The organism is Arthrobacter sp. CAN_A214, assembly GCF_015751955.1.
GTDB lineage: Bacteria > Actinomycetota > Actinomycetes > Actinomycetales > Micrococcaceae > Arthrobacter_D.
In genome coordinates this window covers 20,284-39,984 of sequence record NZ_JADOUU010000019.1, presented here as the reverse complement: position 1 = coordinate 39,984, position 19,701 = coordinate 20,284, and the positions used below count along the sequence as shown (strand labels likewise).

At 65.5% G+C, this 19,701-nt stretch carries 18 protein-coding genes and 2 pseudogenes; 18 read left to right on the top strand and 2 right to left on the bottom strand.

Annotated elements, in window-relative coordinates; all coding sequences use genetic code 11:
- Nucleotides 1–93: 93 nt before the first annotated feature.
- The 7 genes and pseudogenes from IWX65_RS13880 (at nt 94) to IWX65_RS13850 (ending at nt 6,899) form a co-directional block, all read left to right on the top strand.
- A pseudogene (locus tag IWX65_RS13880) lies at nt 94–1,575 on the top strand (sugar ABC transporter ATP-binding protein).
- The gene (locus IWX65_RS13875; RefSeq protein WP_196883711.1) at nt 1,572–2,624 is read left to right on the top strand and encodes an ABC transporter permease; all 1,053 of its coding nucleotides are present in this window, start codon (nt 1,572–1,574) and stop codon (nt 2,622–2,624) included. The pseudogene IWX65_RS13880 and the gene IWX65_RS13875 overlap by 4 nt, the downstream one beginning before the upstream one ends.
- A complete protein-coding gene (locus tag IWX65_RS13870) occupies nt 2,617–3,675 on the top strand; it encodes an ABC transporter permease (RefSeq protein WP_196883709.1) in 1,059 nt (352 codons plus the stop codon). The genes IWX65_RS13875 and IWX65_RS13870 overlap by 8 nt, the downstream gene beginning before the upstream one ends.
- A gap of 61 nt (nt 3,676–3,736) precedes the next feature.
- Nucleotides 3,737–4,801, top strand: a complete 1,065-nt coding sequence (gene rhaS, locus IWX65_RS13865) for a rhamnose ABC transporter substrate-binding protein (protein ID WP_196883707.1) — start codon at nt 3,737–3,739, stop codon at nt 4,799–4,801.
- Nucleotides 4,802–4,870: 69 nt separating this feature from the next.
- Entirely contained in the window at nt 4,871–6,337 is a 1,467-nt protein-coding gene (locus IWX65_RS13860) for an L-fucose/L-arabinose isomerase family protein (protein ID WP_196883705.1), read from the top strand.
- 15 nt (nt 6,338–6,352) lie between these two features.
- Complete coding sequence (locus IWX65_RS13855; protein WP_196883726.1) at nt 6,353–6,574, top strand: hypothetical protein; 222 nt, start codon at nt 6,353–6,355, stop codon at nt 6,572–6,574.
- 142 nt (nt 6,575–6,716) lie between these two features.
- Nucleotides 6,717–6,899, top strand: a complete 183-nt coding sequence (locus IWX65_RS13850; protein ID WP_196883703.1) for a hypothetical protein — start codon at nt 6,717–6,719, stop codon at nt 6,897–6,899.
- Nucleotides 6,900–6,926: 27 nt separating this feature from the next.
- On the opposite strand, the gene IWX65_RS13845 is transcribed toward IWX65_RS13850, so the two are convergent.
- Nucleotides 6,927–8,495 (bottom strand): MFS transporter, encoded by a 1,569-nt coding sequence (locus tag IWX65_RS13845; protein WP_196883701.1) that lies wholly within the window; start codon nt 8,493–8,495, stop codon nt 6,927–6,929.
- Between the two features lie 61 nt (nt 8,496–8,556).
- Between IWX65_RS13845 and IWX65_RS13840 the strand changes: the two genes are divergently transcribed.
- The 8 genes and pseudogenes from IWX65_RS13840 (at nt 8,557) to IWX65_RS13805 (ending at nt 15,640) form a co-directional block, all read left to right on the top strand.
- Nucleotides 8,557–9,123 (top strand): TetR family transcriptional regulator, encoded by a 567-nt coding sequence (locus tag IWX65_RS13840; RefSeq protein WP_196883699.1) that lies wholly within the window; start codon nt 8,557–8,559, stop codon nt 9,121–9,123.
- Nucleotides 9,116–9,550 carry a large conductance mechanosensitive channel protein MscL gene (gene mscL / locus IWX65_RS13835; RefSeq protein ID WP_196883697.1) on the top strand — a complete coding sequence of 145 codons (435 nt, stop codon included), beginning with the start codon at nt 9,116–9,118 and terminating at the stop codon, nt 9,548–9,550. Before IWX65_RS13840 ends, mscL begins: the two co-directional genes overlap by 8 nt.
- Before the next feature lie 205 nt (nt 9,551–9,755).
- Nucleotides 9,756–10,172 (top strand): annotated as a pseudogene (locus IWX65_RS13830) (class I SAM-dependent methyltransferase); the annotation flags it as partial.
- 326 nt (nt 10,173–10,498) lie between these two features.
- Nucleotides 10,499–12,436 (top strand): PfkB family carbohydrate kinase, encoded by a 1,938-nt coding sequence (locus IWX65_RS13825; RefSeq protein WP_196883695.1) that lies wholly within the window; start codon nt 10,499–10,501, stop codon nt 12,434–12,436.
- An 11-nt stretch (nt 12,437–12,447) separates the two neighbouring features.
- Nucleotides 12,448–12,903, top strand: a complete 456-nt coding sequence (locus IWX65_RS13820) for an RpiB/LacA/LacB family sugar-phosphate isomerase (protein WP_196883693.1) — start codon at nt 12,448–12,450, stop codon at nt 12,901–12,903.
- Nucleotides 12,904–12,935: 32 nt separating this feature from the next.
- Nucleotides 12,936–14,393: an Nramp family divalent metal transporter gene (locus tag IWX65_RS13815; RefSeq protein WP_196883691.1), complete on the top strand. Its 1,458-nt coding sequence runs from the start codon at nt 12,936–12,938 to the stop codon at nt 14,391–14,393.
- Between the two features lie 42 nt (nt 14,394–14,435).
- Nucleotides 14,436–14,786, top strand: coding sequence for a hypothetical protein (locus tag IWX65_RS13810; protein ID WP_196883689.1), 351 nt, complete (start codon nt 14,436–14,438; stop codon nt 14,784–14,786).
- A 20-nt stretch (nt 14,787–14,806) separates the two neighbouring features.
- Nucleotides 14,807–15,640 carry an NAD(P)-dependent oxidoreductase gene (locus IWX65_RS13805; RefSeq protein ID WP_334683863.1) on the top strand — a complete coding sequence of 278 codons (834 nt, stop codon included), beginning with the start codon at nt 14,807–14,809 and terminating at the stop codon, nt 15,638–15,640.
- Between the two features lie 76 nt (nt 15,641–15,716).
- Here IWX65_RS13805 and IWX65_RS13800 read toward each other — a convergent pair whose 3' ends face one another.
- Entirely contained in the window at nt 15,717–17,216 is a 1,500-nt protein-coding gene (locus IWX65_RS13800; RefSeq protein WP_196883686.1) for an FAD-dependent oxidoreductase, read from the bottom strand.
- Between the two features lie 173 nt (nt 17,217–17,389).
- Here IWX65_RS13800 and IWX65_RS13795 point away from each other — a divergent pair, with 173 nt between their 5' ends.
- The 3 genes from IWX65_RS13795 to IWX65_RS13785 all read left to right on the top strand — a co-directional run bounded on the left by IWX65_RS13795 (nt 17,390) and on the right by IWX65_RS13785 (nt 19,686).
- Nucleotides 17,390–18,373, top strand: coding sequence for an aldo/keto reductase (locus tag IWX65_RS13795; protein ID WP_196883685.1), 984 nt, complete (start codon nt 17,390–17,392; stop codon nt 18,371–18,373).
- Between the two features lie 124 nt (nt 18,374–18,497).
- Nucleotides 18,498–18,755 carry a hypothetical protein gene (locus IWX65_RS13790; protein WP_196883684.1) on the top strand — a complete coding sequence of 86 codons (258 nt, stop codon included), beginning with the start codon at nt 18,498–18,500 and terminating at the stop codon, nt 18,753–18,755.
- Between the two features lie 13 nt (nt 18,756–18,768).
- Complete coding sequence (locus IWX65_RS13785) at nt 18,769–19,686, top strand: FHA domain-containing protein (RefSeq protein WP_196883683.1); 918 nt, start codon at nt 18,769–18,771, stop codon at nt 19,684–19,686.
- Nucleotides 19,687–19,701: the final 15 nt, after the last annotated feature.

Below are 19,701 nucleotides of genomic sequence, written 5' to 3'. Positions count from 1 at the left end.
TCGAAGGAGCTTGCAGTGTCGCAAAACCGGGACTCCGCAGATCGTGCCGCCGGAACTCATGCCCCAGCGGAACCGTCATCGCCGGCGCTTTCCCTGATCGGAGCGGCAAAGACCTTCGGGCCGGTGGTCGCACTCGCGGACGGAACGATAGAGATCCTCCCCGGCGAAATCCACGGGCTGGTGGGCGAGAACGGCGCCGGGAAGTCGACCCTCGTGAAGATCCTCGCCGGCGTCCACTCACCTGACGCGGGCCGGTTCACCGTTTCCGGGGAGGAAGTGTCCTTCCGGAACGTCGGTGACAGCAAGGCTGCCGGTATCTCCGTCATCTATCAGGAACCAACGCTCTTTCCCGACCTCACCGTCGCCGAGAACATTTTCATCGGGCGCCAGCCCAAAGGTGCCCTCGGTCTGATCAGCAAAGGCGCGATGCGGCGGGCAGCTGCGGCGCTCTTCTCGGAACTGGGCGTCCCCATCGACCCGGACCGGCCCGCCGCGGGGTTGTCCATCGCCGATCAGCAGATCATCGAGATCGCCAAGGCCATCTCCCTCGACGCCAGGGTCCTGGTCATGGACGAACCCACCGCGGCGCTGAGCGGCGTGGAGGTGGACCGCCTTTTCGCCGTCGCCCGCAAACTGCGGGACGCCGGTAGCGGCATCCTCTTCATCTCCCACCGTTTCGACGAGGTCTTCGGACTGTGCGACCGCATCACCGTCATGCGGGACGGCAAATACATCAGCACCCACCGGCCCGCGGACGTCACGGTGGAAGCCGTGGTCCGCGAGATGGTGGGACGCGATATCGCCGCCCTCTACCCCAAGGAGGACGCCGAAATCGGCGGAACCGTCCTCTCCGTGGAGAATCTTTCGCGGGCCGGCGTCTTTTCCGACATCAGCTTCGAGGTCCGGGCGGGAGAAATCGTGGCGCTGGCGGGCCTGGTGGGCGCCGGACGCACCGAAGTGGCGCGCGCCGTCTTTGGCATCGACGGGTAGGACGCCGGTTCGGTCACTCTGGGCGGGCGTCGATTGAAACCGCGGGACCCGCGCGCGGCGATCGACGCCGGCATCGGTTTCGTCCCCGAGGACCGACGGAACCAGGGGCTGGTCATGGACCTGTCCGTGGAACGCAATGCAGTCCTGACCCTTCGCAACACCCTCGCCAAAGGCGGGTTCATCAGCCGCAGGGCCGAGCGCGAAGCCGCCGCCGTGTGGACGCAGCGCCTCCAGGTCAAGGCGGGGTCCCCGGAGCATGCAGTGTCCACGCTCTCCGGCGGCAACCAGCAGAAGGTGGTGCTCGCCAGATGGCTGGCCACCGAGCCGAAACTCCTCATCATCGATGAACCCACCCGCGGGATCGACGTCGGCACCAAGAGCGAAGTCCACCGGCTGGTGTCCGAACTCGCGGGCCGTGGGATAGCGATCCTCATGATCTCCTCGGAACTCCCCGAAGTCCTCGGAATGGCCGACCGCGTCCTGGTGATGCATGAAGGGCGGATCACCGCCGAACTGGACCGGGCGTCAGCCACCCCTGAATCGGTCATGCACGCCGCGACCGCCACACCGGAGACCGCCAAATGAGCACCGACCTGAATCCCCCGTCAACCACCGGCAGGATCCCCGAGCCCCGGCGCGGAGGCAGGAGCGCGATCCTGTCCGTTCTCCGCCTGCGCGAACTGCCCGTTCTCATCGCCCTGGTGGGGCTCGTGCTCTTCACCTGGGGAGTTAACCCCCTCTTCCTCAGCGAGCAGGGTGTGAAGGACCTCCTGCTCAACGCCACCATCCTCATGCTCCTTGCGGTGGGCCAGTCGCTGGTGATCATCACCCGCAACGTCGATCTCTCCGTGGGGTCGGCGCTGGGGCTCGTCGCGTTCTCCACCGGGTCCATCTTCTTCGCCATGCCGGACTTCCCCGTTGTCGGAGTCTTCCTGCTGGGCATGCTCCTCGGTGGGGTGCTCGGGGCGGTGAACGGCATCCTGGTCACCGTGGCCAAGGTGCCAGCGCTGGTCATCACCCTCGGCACCCTCTACATCTTCCGCGGCATCAACAACGCATGGGCGGGCGGCACCCAGTACTTCGCTGGCGACCGGCCCCAGGAATTCGGCGCGCTGTCCGTGGACACGGTCCTGGGGTTCCCCCTCATCACCCTGATCGCCGTCCTGGTGGTCGTCGCCGTCGCGGTCTTCATGGCGGGTACCCGGCCAGGACGCGATCTCTATGCGATCGGATCCGACCCCGAGGCCGCCAAGCTGTTCGGCATTCCCGTGACCCGACGCGTCCTCCTTGCCTTCATCGCCAACGGCATCCTCGCCGGATTGGCCGGTGTGCTCTACGCGAGCCGGTTCAACTCGGTAGGCGCCACCACCGGAACCGGACTGGAACTGGACGTGGTGGCCGCCGCCGTCGTGGGTGGCATCGCCATCTTCGGCGGCAGCGGCACCGTGGTGGGAGCCGCCCTCGGTGCACTGCTGCTCACCACCATCACCAGTGCCCTGGCGGCCCTCCGCGTGGACAAGTTCTGGCAACAGGCGATCGTGGGCGTCCTGATCCTCGCCGCCATCATCATCGACCGGCTGGCAGGGCTACGCACCGCCAGGAAGCTACGGATCAGCGAGGCACGCAATGTCTAAAACACTCACCGAGGTGCCCGACGCCGGCACCGCCGCCGTCCTCACCTCCGAGATCAAGGGCCGCAGCGGTGCCCCCCGCCTGCTGCTGGGCCGCGATGCCGTGATGATCTACACGCTGCTCGTGGTGGTGCTCTTCGCCTGCGTCGCCCTCCCGCGATTCGCCTCGCCGGTCACAGTGGGCTTCCTCCTCCTCGACGTCATTCCCATCCTGGTCATCGCCATGCCGATGACCCTGGTCATCATCTCCGGCGAGATCGACCTCTCCGTTGCCAGCATCGCAGGGCTCAGCAGCGCCGTGCTGGGTGTGCTGTGGGCTGCGGGAGTGGACATCTGGCTGGCGCTGGTGCTCTGCCTGGTGGTGGGACTGGCGGCCGGAGCATTCAACGGCCTGCTCATCGCCTACCTGGGCCTGCCGTCGCTCGCCGTGACCATCGGCACGCTCGCCCTCTTCCGCGGGCTCGCCCTCGTGGTGATCGGCGACAACGCCGTCGCGAACTTCCCACCGGCACTGACTGCTTTCTTCACCTCCAAACTGGGCGGGACCGGCATTCCCACGGTGATGATCGGCGTCCTGCTCGTCATCGTCTTCTTCGGCGTGCTGCTCCACCTCACCCCGTTCGGCCGCGGACTCTTCGCCCTCGGCTACAGCAAGGAAGCGGCAAGCTTCGTGGGGATCAACGTGGCACGCTCCAAGTTCTGGCTGTACCTCGGCACCGGCATCGTGTCGGCCATGGCAGGAATCTACTGGACCCTCCGTTACTCGAGCGCCCGCAGTGACAACGCCAGTGGAATCGAACTCGCGGTGATCGCCGCGGTACTGCTCGGCGGCGTCTCGATCTTCGGCGGCAAGGGCTCCATCCCGGGCGTGATTGCCGGGGTGCTGCTCATCGGCACCATTACCTATGCCCTGCGCCTCGACCGGGTCTCCGAGGTGGTCCTGATCATCGTGACCGGGTCCCTGCTGATCCTTTCCGTGGTCACTCCCAGCATCGGCGCCGCACTGAGAAAGCACCGTCATGACCGACGGGTGCGGCAGCAACTACGTCCCTGAGCCGTCCCCTCGGGGTAGAAACCGGCGCCTGGTTCCCCGGCGCTCAATGAGAGGAAGAACAATGTTGTTTACCCGAAACAAGTCCCGACGGGGCCGCGGCGCGGCCATTGTCGCATTCACCGCGAGTACCGCGCTGTTCCTCGGCGGCTGCGGTGGAGGAGGTGGGTCCGAAGCAGGTGCCGAAGGTGGCAGCGGTGCCGAAGGAGAGCAGACCATCACCTTCATCCCCAAGCAGTTGAACAATCCCTACACCGACGTCGTCCTCGGCGGCGGTGAAACCGGGGCCTCGGAGGCAGGATTCTCTGCTTCGGAAGTCGTGGGTCCGCTGGACGCCAGCGCCTCCAGCCAGGTCTCCTTCATCAACGCCGAAACCCAGGCCGGCACCAACGTGATCGTGATCGCCGCCAACGATCCCGACGCCGTCGGGCCCGCCCTGCAGGAAGCGCGGGATGCCGGTGCGAAGATCGTGGCATTCGACTCCGACACCAACCCGGACTTCCGCGACCTGTTCGTCAGCCAGGTCAACGCCAAGGACGTGGGCCTGATCCAGCTTGAACTGATCTCGGAGCAGATCGGCGGCGCGGGGGATATCGCCATCCTCTCCGCCACGGCCAACGCCACCAACCAGAACGAGTGGATCAAGTTCATGGAGGAGGAGCTGGCATCCAACCCGGACTACGCGGACATCAACCTGGTGGCCAAGGTGTACGGCGACGACGACGACACCAAGTCGTTCCAGGAAGCGCAGGGACTCCTTCAGGCCTACCCGGACCTGAAGGGCATCATCTCTCCCACCACGGTGGGCATCGCGGCCACCGCCCGGTACCTCTCGACCTCCGAGTACAAGGGCGAGGTCGCACTCACGGGTCTTGGCCTGCCCAACGAGATGCGTCCGTTCGTCGAGGACGAAACGGTGTCCGAGTTCGCCCTGTGGGATCCTGCCCAGCTCGGCTACGTCGCGGCTTTCGCAGGCAAGGCCCTGGCCGACGGCGATATCACCGGAGAAGTAGGAGATACCTTCGAAGCGGGCGAAATGGGAGAACGCACCGTGGAAGAGGGGGGCCTCGTCATCGTCGGACCACCCACCATCTTCAACGCCGACAACATCGACGAGTACGACTTCTAGGGAACGAGCCGGGTACGGGGAGTCCCTCCGGGTTCCCCGTACCCTCCTCCTGCCGTAAGGAACAATGAAATGGTCGCCAACCCCCCTGCCCCTCCGGAAAACCCGTCCGCGGTCCACCGCCTGGTACCACACAAGCGTCGTGCCACCCGCATCGGACTGGTGTCCGGGGGGCTCGGCGCCTACTGGCCGCAGTTCCCCGATCTTTTGCCGCAACTGCAGGAATCCAGCCGCTACGTGACCGGGCGGTTCACAGCCCTCGAGGCCGAGGTGATCGACGTCGGCTTCGTCTCGGATCCGCAGGAGGCGGCCCGCGCCGCCGAGGAACTGAGGGTGGCTGACTGCGACCTGATCGTGATATTTCTGGCCACCTACCTGACATCGTCCATGGTCCTGCCGATCGCCCAGCGAGCGCAGACCCCCGTGCTGGTGATCGATCTGCAACCCACCGAAGCCATGGACCATGCAGGCTTCGACACCGGGAAGTGGCTCGCGTACTGCGGTCAGTGCCCTGTGCCGGAGATGGCCAATGTCTTCCGGCGCGCAGGTATCCCCTTCCGTTCCGTCTCCGGGTACCTGAAGCAGGAATCGGCCTGGCAGCGCATCGACCGGTGGGTCCACGCCGCGAGTGTTCGCGGACGGTTGCGGTTCGCGCGGCACGGCCTGATGGGGCACCTCTATCCCGGAATGCTGGACGTCTCCACCGACCTCACGACGGTATCGACCACCTTCGGTTCGCATGTCGAGATCCTCGAATTCGACGACCTCCGCGAAATGGTCAACAGCGTTTCCGAAGCGCAGGTCCTTGAACGGGTTGAGCTCGCACGGGAACTGTTCACCGTGGACGCGTCCGTCGATGACGGGGATTTTGCATGGGGCGCCAGGGTGTCCGTGGGCCTTGACCGGCTTGTGGAGGAATTCGGCCTGGACTCGCTGGCCTATTACCACCGCGGCCTGGCGGGGGAACAGCATGAACGCCTGGGCGCCGGCATGATCCTCGGTGCTTCGATCCTGACGGCCCGTGGCATCCCGATGGCGGGGGAGTACGAGCTGCGCACCTCCATAGCCATGCTTGCTGCCCAGGCGATGGGGGCCGGTGGTTCCTTCACCGAGATCCAGGCACTGAACTTCACCGACAACGTGGTGGAGATGGGCCACGACGGGCCGGCGCATCTGGCGGTCAGCGCAGGAAATCCACTGCTGCGCGGGCTTGGCGTGTATCACGGCAAGCGCGGCTGGGGAGTCTCCGTGGAGTTCGACGTCCGGCATGGGCCCGTCACCACCTTCGGGCTGGGGCAGGATCCCGACGGCAGCTACGTGTTCGTCACCTCGGAGGGCGAGGTGGTGCCCGGTCCGCTGCTGGCCATCGGGAATACGACGTCGCGGGTGGACTTCGGGGCTGATCCGGGTCGGTGGGTGGACGAATGGTCCCAGACGGGCATCGGTCACCACTGGGCATTGTGCGTGGGACACCGGGCGGCGGATGTTCAAGCGGCCGCGAGCCTGCTCGGCATCGAACACCGGCACGTTGCCCTCTAGAGCCTTCATGAGAGGATGCCCAAGGCCCGCGACGCCTTGATGATGCCGGGGCCGAGCTGTATCAACGAGGATTCGTCTACGGAACCACGGCGATATGCCACCTTCGAGAAGATCACGGCTGCGCTGGTCGGCATCATGTTCGTCCCCGTCGTGGGCCTGGCAATCATCGCGCTGCTGTTCATCGTGCTGGGGATCAACCAGCTCGTGGGTGCATTGCGGCCGATCCTCGGCGGGTAGTAGCGCGACAAGGCCTGTTTCGTCCACCGAAATTCTCTGAATCCATTCTCCGGCCGACCCGTCGTCCGGTAGCGGGTGGGCCATAGAGTAGGTAGGTCGACGGAGTTTCACGGCTCCATGAATTCATCCGAGGTAGGGCATCATGCCGAACGAATCCGCAACAAATCCGCAGGACGCCACTCCACACCAGGCGGCCCCAGTGTCCCAGGACGAGAAGCCTTCCCGAAAAAGCTTCGGAGCGGAAGAGGATCCGCTTGAGGAGATCAGGGACGCTCCGGCGCTCGAAGAGGACGAGGACAGCCTGGTCAAGCCCGAAAACAGCTGAGGCTGCCGGGGTGCGGCTTCGCCCGGCCTAGACCCGCGTCGTCGGCCGCAAGCTCCACGCGGCGAGTACCGCCGCAGCGATCATGAGCAGCGCAGCGATACCGGAGGTCAGGGTCACCCCGCTGTCGAAGGCGTGAAACGCTGAGTCCAGCAGGGCCGAAGCACTTGCTGCCGGCAGATCCGCCGCCGTCGCCACCGCCCCACCGAGCGTTTCGGTGGCCGCCGCTGCCTGCTCCCGGGTGAGGGCCTCCGGGAGCGACAGGTTGCCCTGATAGGAGGAGAGCAGGATGCTGCCGAGGATCGCCGTTCCGAACACCGAACCCACTTCGTAGGCGGTTTCGGATACGGCCGAGGCGGCGCCGGCCTTGGTGGCGGGCACGCTCGAGAGGATCAGGTCGTTCGAGACGGTCTCCGACGCGCCGACGCCGATGCCGAGCAGTACGAAGGCGGCCATCAACTGGAGGGCAGAGCCTCCCTGCCCGGCCATCAGGCCCTGCAGGGTGAGGAAGCTGTAGGCAGCCGCCGAAAAGAGCAGTGCCACCGGGACCACTACATGGGCTGGAACGCGCTTGACCACGGGAACCACCCCCAATCCCGCGACGATCGTCAGGACGAGCCCCGGCAGCAGGACCATCCCGGCGTCGAGGGGGCTGAGACCGAGCACCAGCTGAAGGTGCTGCGAGACGAAAAAGAGGAATCCCACGAGGGAGAAAATGGCCAGCAGGTTCACGAGCACGGCTCCGGTGAAGGCGCGCACAGTGAAGAGCCGCACATCGAGCATCGGGGAGGAACGCCGGAGCTGGCGCACCACGAAGCCGCTACCGGCGGCAAGGCCCAGCACGACGGCGGTGACGGTCACCAGTCCGGGCCCGCCCTTCGCGAGGTTCTTGATCGCGAACACCACGGGGAGCATGGTGATGATGGACAGGGCAATGCTCAGGTAGTCCACCCGACCCGGTCGAGGGTCGCGGGATTCCGGCACGAAGGCGGGGGTCAAGCCAAGCATCAGGACAAGAACCGGCACGGCGAGAAGGAACACCGAACCCCACCAGAAGTGCTCGAGCAGTGCACCTCCCAGCAGGGGGCCAAGCGCCGCACCCGCGGAGAATCCTGCAGCCCACACAGCGATGGCGAGCCGGCGCTGATCCCGGTCAAGAAAGATGTTCCGGATCAACGACAGCGTCGAGGGCATGAGCATCGCGCCGAAAACGCCGAGCCCCACGCGGGCGGCCACCAGGAAACCGGCTGTCGGAGCGAAGGCCGCAGCGACGGAGAAGAGTGCAAAACCGCCGGCGCCGATCATGAGCAGCCGCCGCCGCCCGAAGCGGTCCCCGAAACTGCCCATCGCCACGAGGAGTCCCGCGAGTACGAGGGGGTAGCTGTCGATGATCCATAGCAGAGCCGTCCCACTGGGTGCAAGATCCCGCGAGATGGCCGGCAGTGCGAAGCTGAGCACGGTGTTGTCGACTGCGACCAACAGGACGGGCAGCATCAGGACGGCGAGCGCTATCCATTCCCGCACGCCGGCGCGGTGGGGAGTGTCGGGGCTGGCCGTCTCAACTCCGGACGGCGCGAAGGTGTGCTGGGAGAATGTCATCCATCCAAGCTATACCGTCCAGCCGGTACAGTACAACTTGAGTGACCATTACCATGGAGGAATGGCCAGTTCCCGAGAGCGCATCCTTGACAGCTTCGAGGACACCCTGATCCGGGACGGCGAGCGGGCCGCCACCGTGGAAGCTGTGGCTGCAGCAGCCGAGGTCTCCAAGGGTGGGCTGCTCTATCACTTCCCGTCCAAGGAAGCGCTGGTGGATGCGCTTGCCGCAAGGCTTCTCGGTCTTGCCGAATCCGACCGGTCGCGCATGGTCGAGGACCCCGAGGGCCCGGGCCGCTATTACGTGCGGACCTCCGTCTACGAGGACAGTCCGCTGGACCGGGCGTTGGTGTCAATGGCGCGTTTGGCGCAGCAGGGCCACCCCACGGCACGGGCGAGCCTGGCGCGAATCCAGGATCTCTGGCTCGATGCGCTCGAGAAGGGCCTTGGAAACCGCACCGCCGCGCAGGCCGTCAAGCTCCTGGGCGACGGCATCTACTACGACGCCGCCTTTTTCTCGGGCGACGGATCACCGCGCCACTCCGCCACCGACCTGGCAGAGCTCCTCTCGGTGGTGGACCTCATCGTTGCCAGTTACGGCTCACCAGCCGAAGGAGGATTTCGTGCTTAAGGGTTTCAAGAACTTCATCCTGCGTGGAAACGTGATCGAACTGTCGATCGCCGTCGTCATCGGGGCCGCATTCACCGCCCTCGTCGGCGCGTTCACCCAGAACATCATCCAACCGCTCATCGCCGCAGCGGGCGGGGTGGATGCCGGAGGCCTCGGATTCCGCATCTGGGCCGGCAATCCGGCCACCTTCGTCGACGTCGGTGCTGTCATCACCGCCGCAGTGACCTTCCTGATCACCGCCGCCGTGGTGTACTTCGTCTTCGTGCTCCCGATGAACCGAGCCAGCGCCCATGCCAAGGCGCGACTCGCCACCGACGACCCCGAGGACGCCCCTGTGCCCGTTGACACCGCGCTTCTGACCGAGATGCGGGACCTCCTGCAGCAGCTGGCGCGGCAGGACGACGGCGGCACGCGCGGCCATCTCTAGGCAGGGACCGTTTACTGGGTGCAGCAACGGGGGTAAACAGTAGGCATGACCAGGATCACGATCAGGATCAGGGGCGCGGCACCGCGCATTGCGGGGGTCTTGACCGTGGTGCTGGGTACTGATGAGCTCCCGCTCCGGGTGCGAGCCTGGGATGGCTCGGTTGCCGGCCCGGCCCGGCCGGGGCGCCGGAGCTGGTAGTCACCTTGAGGCAGGGCTCATCGACCGGGTGGAGATTCGGGTCCAGGACTACCGCGACGTGGAGGACGGCCCGTTCGATGCCGTCAGTTCCATCGGCATGTCGAAGCATGTGGGCAGCGCGGAGTTCGGCCGCTATGCCATCCGGCTGAGAAACCTGCTGCGACCCGGCGGCCGACTGCTCAACCACGCCACCTCCTGGAACGCCGGACGAACGCCCCCGGATCCCGATTCCTTCATTCCCCGCTACGTCTTTCCGGACGGGGAGATGCTGAGTCTGTCGGAGATGGTGGGAGCGCTCGAAACCGCCGGGCTGGAGGTGCTCGACGTCGAAGCGCTGCGCCTGCACTGCGCGCTGACCCTGCGTGCCTGGGTGCGGAACCTCGATGACCACTGGGATGAAGCGGTGCAGGCCGCTCCGCCCGGGACCTATCCGGCCGAATTGAACGGCACCATAGTCACTACGCCGGGCGTCCGGGCGTCCGCCGGAGGACCGAAAGGGCTCGGCGGCAAGCCATTCCCTTGTCGGCGGGAGCCATGTTCTCCTCAGCTCTTGCCCGGGAAGGCGGGATTCCATGCCGCTGCCCCGGGAGTTCCGGTCCTCGAGGGAGCACGAGGAGTGCGCTAACGATTGCGCGGCGCGTCGCTGCATATCCGAAAATTTTCATTTCGACCCTTAGCGAGATCTTGCGCTATCGATTGCGCAACAGTAGGTTCTGTACGGAACAACACAACGAAGACGATGGAGTCACGGTGACGATCAAAGAAGTGGCCAGGGCCGCCGGGGTATCGGTGACGACCGCCTCGCGGGCATTGTCCGGGCAAGGTCGGGTGAGTGAAAGCACCCGGTTGCGCACGCAGCAGGTTGCGGCCGAGCTTGGCTATGAGCCGAATGAGCTTGCACGTCAATTGCGTGGAGGGCCGTCATCGACCATTGCCCTGCTGGTTCCGGACATCACCAATCCCTTCTTCCCGGAACTCATCAAGGGCGCCCAGTCCGTCGCGGACAGGAACAACCACGTGCTGCTCCTGGGCCAGACGAACGATGACAAGCAAGCCACTTCCCTTCTCATCGGTCAGATGTCACGGCGCAATGTCGACGGGATCGGTATCGTCGGCGGTCATCTCCTGGATGAACAACTCATCGGGCAGCTTTCGGGATTGAAGATCGTGGTGATCGACCGCCTCAATGACGTGCCCGGGGCAGCGATCATCGGCAGCAACCAGAAACTCGGCGGGCGGCTCGCGACGGAGCACCTCATCGCCCTGGGGCACGAAAGGATCGCCTTCATCGGAGGGCCGCTGGACATCGATGTCGCAGCCCAACGCGCGCTCGGCTTTCTCGAGGCTATCGAGGATGCGGGACTGACGGTGGACGAACGCCTTATCGTCAACGTCGACTTCACCGAAGCAGGGGGGCGGCGAGCAATGACGTCATTGCTCGCGCGTCGCATGCCGTTCACCGCCGTTTTCGCAGCGAATGACCTGATGGCCATCGGAGCGATGCAGGCCCTCGATGCCGCAGGCCTGACCGTACCGGGAGATGTCAGTGTTGTAGGTTTCGACGACATTCATCTGGCCCAGTACGTGCGGCCCGGCCTCACCACCGTTCACCAGCAAATCCATGCCCTCGGGCAACGTGCGGCCGAGCTCCTGATCGAAGCAGACCCGGACAACCTCGCCGGCTCGCGGGAGGAACTCGACGTCGAGCTGATCGCTCGCGGAAGCACTGCGCGTCTCCGCAGGGCCGCGGTGCCCGATGAGGTCCGCGGCGCGCACGTCACGGTGCTCGGGAGCATCAACATCGATGAGGTCGCGGAGGTGGAGCAGCTGCCCAGGCCCGGAGAAACGGTCCTCGCCCGGCGCAGCTCGTCCCATCCCGGGGGCAAGGGCGCCAATCAAGCCGTCGCGCTCGCCCGTGCGGGGGTACCCACCCGGATGATCGGTGCCGTAGGCGTGGACACCGACGGCACCCACCTGATCGACGTACTTCTCGCTGAGGGAGTCAGCTGCACCGGCATCCACAGAAGCCCGAACGCCCAGACCGGGCGGGCGATCATCACGGTGAGCGACGACGGCGAAAACGTCATCACAGTCATCCCCGGGGCGAACTACGACCTCGATGATGAGCTGGTCGAGGAAGCTGTCGCGGCCCTCACCGCGGAGGATACGCTGCTGCTCCAGCTTGAGATCCCCCTGCCGACGGTTCTCGGCGCGGCACGAAAAGCCCGTAAGCGAGGTGCACGCGTAATCCTCAACGCCGCACCTGCCCGTCCGCTCGAGGGATTACTCGAATTCATCGACGTCCTCGTCGTCAACGAGGACGAATGCCTCGCCGTCGGCCGCTACCAAGGCGTGCTCGAGGCCGGTGACCCCGTTGCTACGGCCGAGGCGATTGCGCTGCAGCGGAACATCGCAGTGGTCGTCACCCTCGGAGCCGACGGTGCGGCTTTCTCTGCTGGAGGAAAAGCCGAGAGCATCCCGGCCCCCGTGGTGACGCCCGTGGATACCACCGGTGCGGGGGACACCTTCACCGGGTACCTCGTGGCGGCCCTGCATGAAGGAGCCGACCTCCGAAGCGCAGTGCGGCTCGCCGTCACCGGAGGTGCTCTTGCCGTCACGCGCAGGGGCGCGCGGGATGGAATTCCCACCCGCCGGCGGGTGGATACCCAGTCATTTCACAACGGATAGGACGACACAATATGCGTATTGCACTCGGAAATGACCATGCGGGTTTCCCGCTGAAGGATCACGTCAGGAAGACGCTCGAACGCCTCGGTCATGACGTGACCGACGTCGGAGCACCCGACACCACTCCGGTGGATTTTCCCGACATCTCACAGAATGTGGCGAACCTGGTTCTCAGCGGCGACGCCGATCGCGGAGTGCTCGTCTGCGGCACCGGTGTGGGTGCGAGCATCGCAGCCAACAAGGTTCCGGGAATCCGTGCGATGACAGCCCATGAGACCTATTCCGCACGACAGGGCGTCGAACACGACGACGTCAACATCCTCTGCATGGGTGCCTGGCTCATCGGCCCGGTCATCGCGGAACAGGTGATCGAGGAATACCTGGCGGCGGAGTTCAGCACGGATGCCGACTGCCGGCGTCGCGTCGACAAGATCCACCAGCTCGAACAGAAGTTCCACTCGGACTGACCAAGCCGCACCACTGATCACAAAGGAGTGACATGTCCCATCCCACCCAACCGGAAGTTGTCAGCAGCAATCTGCTGACCTACCCCGACCCCCCGGCGCAGTTACGAAAGCGGCTCACCCTCACCGCAGCACTGTCAGTACTCGGACCCGGTGCGATCGTGGCTTCAGCCAACATCGGCAGCGGCGAAATGGTCTTCGCTTCGCGGGGCGGCGCCCTGTTCGCCTACGCCCTGATCTGGGCTTTTATCGTGTCGGCGGTCGCGAAGGCGGCCCTGGCCTATTCGATGAACCGCTACGTCGTCGTCACCGGTGAACACCCGATGTCCCGCTGGACCACACTCTTCCGGGGACCCCGGGGATGGTTCACCCTGCTCATGGGAGTCGTCTCCATCGCGGCAATCCCCTCGTGGGTCGGCGGGCTCGCGATCGGTCTTGGAGATCTCATGGCCGATCTGACCTTCGGGGCGGGTGCCTGGTGGGCGACGGCGCTGATCGTCATCTCCGGGATACTGTCCTGGCTCGGCGGGTACAGCAAACTCGAGAAAGCCCAGACCATGATCGTGGGTTTCATGCTGATAGCGATCGGTGTGAGTGTCTTCGTGCTCCAGCCCGATTGGATTGCCGCGCTCGGCGGGGTGATTCCGAGCGTGCCTGAATACGGCGGCTGGGTGGTGGATGCCTACCCCGACATCGCAGAACGGTCAGTCTTCCTCGAGGTCGCTACCTACCTGGGTGCCGTCGGAGGCGGAACCTATGACTACATCGGCTATGCCGGCATGATGCGCGAAAAGAAGTGGGGCATGCTCGGTCACCCGGACCAGGCAGCCTTGTCCGACCGCCTGACGGGCTTACGCCGTGGCGAAATGCTCCCCCTCGCCACGGACACCGAGCAGGTCGAACGAGCAAAAGCATGGAGCAGGGCACCCTTGGGGGATACGCTCCTGTCATTCGCGGCGATAGCGATCTTCGCCATCATGTTCATGCTCAACGGCGCCTCGTTGTTGTTCGTCGAGCAACTCGTTCCAAGCGGCAATGACACGCTGACCTATCAGGCACAGTTCCTCACGGCTGTACACCCTACATTTGAATACCTCTACTACGTTGCGGTGTTCTTCGCCTTCTTCGGATCGCTCTATGCCTTCTGGGAGCTCTACTCCTATACCGCATTCGAGACCCTTGCCCCACTCTCCGCGAAGATCCGGCGCGGTGGACAGCGTATCGTCCGACCATGGATGTACGCCTACATCCTGGTCGCCAGCCTTGTCCTCGTCTGGACAGTGGGACAACTGGTCATCATCGTGACGCCGGCGTCCATCCTAGGCGGCCTGCTCACCTCAGGAATCTTCTGCCTCGCACTAGTCTGGACGGAGCACAAAGTCCTTCCCAAGCAGTTGAGACTCTCGACCCCGGGGCAGTGGTGGGTCATTTGCTCCGGGGTGCTCCTGACCGTTCTGGGAATCGTCTCGACCTGGGAGCTGATTTTCTCGTGAGCACTATGGACAACCGATGGGACCGAATCGAAGGGCGTACCCATGTCGCCGGGTAGTGCCATCGCCGCGGCCTGCTTCGCACTCATCTCCCTCTGGAGATTCACGGATGGTGAGTACCTCTGGGCCGCGGTTTTCGCGGCCCTGGCGCTGGCGAACCTGGCGTTCTCCTACCGAGGCGCCAATTCCCGCAGCAATCAGGGTAGTCCGCAACGGCAGGGGGGAGCTCTTGCCGTTGCGGAATCCGCGACTCGGCGCAACTGGCGGATCATCACCGGTGCCGGGCTTGCATTGAGCGTGGCGTCACTGTTCTGGTTCCCGCCGCTCGCACTGGTGATGTCGGGGTTGACCACGTACTCCGCACTTCAGCTCCGCAGGTACCGGGTGGCCGCCTGACCATGCAACTGCACGTGGGAATGGTCGGACTGGGGAACCTTGGAGCCGGCATGGCGCGCAGGCTCATCTCCACGGGACACGATGTTTCCGGATACGACGTCGCCCCGGACGCCGTAGCTGCACTCGGCAGTTACGGCGTCCGGGCTGCGGCCTCCGTGGCAGACCTGGCCGCAGAGGTGGATCTCCTATGTGTCGTGGTGAGCGATGCCCACCAGACCGAAGAGGTCCTCTTCGGTGCCGACGGAGTAGTTCGTGGGTTAGCCGGCCGACGTGGCCTCGTCCTACTCCACAGCACCATCGGTCCCGCCGCGGCACAGGATCTGGCGCACAGATGCAGCGAACACGGACTCACCTTCGTCGACGCACCCGTCAGTGGAGGAGCGGATGCCGCGGAGGCGGGGAGATTGGCCATCATGGTCGGTTGTGATGGCGCGATTCCCGGTCAGGCAATCCAGGTGTTCAACGCATTCGGAGGACCCGCCGATCGCCTGGGCCCGGTCGGGGCGGGCCAGGCTGTGAAGATAGCCAATCAGATGTTCACTTTCGCCGCCCAGGCAGCCCTCCTCGAAGCACTGTCCCTCACCTCGGCGCTGGGAGTCGAAAACCAGAGAACACTCGACGTATTCCAGCGGGGACTCGCCGATAGTTGGGTGGTGCGCAACTGGGGTTTCTTCGATTCACTCAGTGGGGAGTACGACCAGGCAGGCGTGCCGCCTGAAAACCGACCATGGAACAAGGACCTGAAGATCTCCCTGAATGTCTGCCGCAGCATGGATCTGGACATTCCTGTCACCAGGACTGTCGAATCCCTGATCGGCAGGGCGATCGACCGGCATGGAACCGAAGGTCGGTAGTGCCGGATTCTTCCAGTGCTACCCGATCGGAAACCTTCTCGAACCGAGGAAGTGGTTCCGGGGAAAGGGCAGCGGCTCAGGCCTTCCCCGAACCGGCCGCGGGAGTGAGATCCGACGTCGACGGCCCCTCGAGCACCTTGCCGTCCGCGGTGAAGCGGGACCCGTGGAGCGGGCAGTCCCAGGAGCGCTCGGCGTCGTTCCAGTTCACGATTCCCCTTAAATGCGGGCAGACCGCCGACATCCGGTGCTCCACGCCGCCGACCGTGCACACGGCCACCGGCCGGCCACCCTCGCGCACCACGATCCCCTCGCCCTCGGGCGGAGCGCTGGAGGAGGTTTTCGCCAGACCCCCGAGCCAGCCGGTGAGTGCCTCCAAGCCCACCTCCACGCCGGTCGACGCGGTGGCCAGCACGTCCGCCGGACTCACCCTCGTCTTGTAGAGCGTGTCGGCCCACGGCATGTTGCCGCCGAGGATTTCGCTGGACAGGGCGAGTGACGCCGCAACCGCGTTCGTCATGCCCCATTTGTTGTACCCCGTGGCGGCGTAGATGGACCCGCCGCTCGCCGGGACCTTGCCGACATAGGGAACGGCCGCGGCGGGCCGGTAGTCCTGGGCCGACCACGCGTAAGCCGGCCGTGCAGTCGGGAAGTGCTCCTGCGCCCAGCGTGTGAGGTCATCGACGAGCGCCTGCGTCTTCGACCGGTGACCCACCGGGTGGCCGTTGCCGCCGACGATCAGGTACTTCTTCCCGTCGACCAGTGCGGTGCGGAGGGAGCGGTCAGGCGCATCGACGGAGAGGTACATGTCCGAAGGAATGTCGTCCGAAACCGTAAGCGCGATGCAGTAGGACCGCAGGGGTTTCAGGACGGCGAAGTAGCCTCCACGGTCCAGCATCGGGAAGCCGCTGGCAAGGATCACGTTGCGGGCCTTCACCGGCCCTGCGCCGGTTTTCAGCTCGACGCCATCAGCGGTCGTCCTGGCCACCCCTGTCACCCGGACGCCCTCGATCAGCTTGCCGCCGTGGCGGCGGTACTCCGAAGCCAGCGCCGCGAGGACCTCCAGGGGGTGGAACTGGGCCTGATTCCTGAGGCGGAGCGTCCGCCGGACCGGAAAAGGCAGGGAAGCGGCCCTGCCCAGCTCAGTATCGAGGCCCGCCTCCAAACAGGCCTCGTGCTCCGAATCGAGCTTCTTCGCGCCGCTGTCCGTGGTCGCATAATTGACGGCGTCACGGCGGTCGTAGCCCACATCGTTGTCATCGCAGAACCGGGTCAGCCAGGCCTGGCCCTCCAGGTTGGCCGTGACGTAGGCGCGCGCGAGGTCGGCGTCGTGGTGCTGGATGATTTTCGAGATGCTCGTCCCCTGCAGGAGGGAGAGCTTCGCGGTGGTGTTACCCGTGGTGACCGCGCCCGCCGTGCGTGCCTCGAGGACCGCGACCTTATGCCCGGCGCGTGCGAGCAGGAGGGCGGTGGTGAGGCCGGTCAGCCCTGCGCCCACCACCACGGAATCATAGGAGGCGTTCGGGAGGAACGGATCGGCAGGTATTTCCGGAGCAGTGTCGAGCCACAGCGACTTCACGCGGGTTCCCTTCCGTAGGTGACCTAGCCCACCACTGAGCATGCCTGCAGTCAAGCGGCGCCGGAAGTCGCACCCCCTCCCGCTGATTAAGCACTTATGGCGGCTATTCGCGCGGGAAAGCCGCCATAAGTGCTTAATCAGCGGGGGGCGGGGCGCCCGCCTATAGTCGGAGGATGGAACAACGACACTTGGGCAAGACCGGGCGACCCGTTTCGGTCATCGGACTCGGTACCTGGCAACTCGGCGCCGACTGGGGAGAGGTGGAGGAGAAGGACGCGCTCGCGGTCCTGGAGGCCGCCGCCGACGCCGGCGTCACGTTCTTCGACACGGCCGACGTCTACGGCGACGGCCGCAGCGAGGCGACTATCGGGTCTTTCCTCAAGGCCAATCCCGGGCACGGCATTATGGTGGCCACGAAAATGGGTCGGCGCGTAAACCAGGTGCCGGAGAACTACAGCCTGTCCAACTTCCGGCAGTGGGCCGACCGCTCCCGTACCAACCTCGGCGTCGACACGCTCGACCTCGTCCAGCTGCACTGCCCGCCCACCGCCGTCTACAGCGCCGACGAGGTGTATGACGCGCTCGATACGCTGGTCAGCGAGGGCGTTCTGAAGAACTACGGCGTGAGTGTCGAGCGGACCGACGAAGCCCTCACGGCGATCGCGCGTGGCAACACGGCCAGCGTCCAGATCATCCTCAATGCGTTCCGCCTCAAGCCGCTCGACGAGGTCCTGCCCGCGGCGAAGGCGGCCGACGTCGGTATCATCGCCCGCGTGCCGCTCGCGTCCGGGCTCCTCTCCGGCAAATACACGAAGGACACCGTCTTCGCCGACAATGATCACCGGAACTTCAACCGCGACGGCGCGGCCTTCGACGTCGGGGAGACCTTCGCCGGCGTCGATTTCGAAACCGGTCTGGCCGCGGCGCAGGAGTTTTCCGGCCTCGTGCCCGACGGCGTGACCACCGCCCAGGCGGCCCTGGCCTGGATCGCGGCCCAGGACGGCGTCAGCACCGTCATCCCCGGCGCCCGCAACACTGAACAGGCCCGAGCGAACGCGGCAGCCGCGAATTCCCTCGAGCTCGGCGCAGAGCTGCATCCGGCCGTCGTGGGCATCTACGACCGCCACTTCCGGGGTGCCGTCCACTCGAAGTGGTAGGCGGAGCGGGTACACGGAACCGGGGTGTTTTTTGCCCGTACCCTCCGCTATCGTTGGGCCTACCCACGTCAGGCGGCGTTAGAGGACGTCTGTCATCGTTCGATCATCCGATGAAGGAATCAACATGACTGAGAACACCTCCAGCACTGGTGCCCCGGGCCGGGACCACACCATTCGGGATTGGGCGGATCTCGCCGAGGAGATGTGGACCTACCTGACGGGTAAGGGTGCCGCCATCAACTACAACTTCGTGGACATGACGGTCGAGGTGCCGCGCGACATCGGCCCGGACGCCCCGCGGGCCACCTGGAAGTTCAACGGGACGTTGCGCATCACCACGAGCGATGACGACGCCCGCGGTTCCGACACCTTCCGCAGCTGACATCGGAATCGACATGGAATCTTCCCTCCATCTCGAGATCGACCTCGCGTTCACACTGGTCGAACCTCCCGAGGGCGACGACGCAGCGGAGCAGCTGAACGGGACCGTCACGGCAGCCGGAACAACGGTCGACATCTTCGTCGATAACCCGGGTGCGTTCAGCGGCAGCAGCCTCCCGGGCCTGGCGACCGTCCGTGCCCTGGCGAAAGCACTGGCGGGTCAGGGGCTCGCGGTCTCCGTTTCGGGACCACGGGGGCACCTGGTGAGTGTGGGCGCCGTGAAGAGCCCTCTGGCACAGCGTCTTCTGACCCGCTCGCCGCACATCCGGCTCGGATCGCCGTCGACGCTTGCACCTTTGCTCCACCTCGGCCGCCGCGCGCTGGACAAGGGCGACACGAAGGTGGGACTGCCGCCGTCGACGCCGTTTCCCCTGGTGCCCACGATCAACCGCCGGATCCGACGCACCATCACCACCACCCACTATGCGCGGGGAAGCGGCCGGCCGCGGTTGATCTTCGTCAAGGATTCAGAGACGTGGGAGGGCCAGATACCGCGGGAATTCGAGTTGCCGGAGGACCGCGCCACCATCGGTAGCGCGGCGACGAGCTCGCTCCGGCTGCAAGGGCTGCAGGATCTCCACGCGGAGGTAGTCCATACCGACGACGACGAGTACGTGCTCGTCCCCCACGGCCCTGTCAGCGGAAGCGTGAACGCGACCGGCAACTCCATCCTCCGAACCGGAGCAAGGGTGCAACTCGGCCCCTGGTGCCTCGCCTTCTTCCGTGAAGAGTACGCAGATCACGGCAGGCCGTTCGGCGGCAGGAGCGGCGGGGAGCTCGCCTACCAGCGTCCACAGCGGAATCCACGCACCGGGGTCACCGAGCAGGACGGTTCCGCGGGCATCGGTGACTTCCGGCGTCCGCCCCGCTGACACGAGGAAACCTGC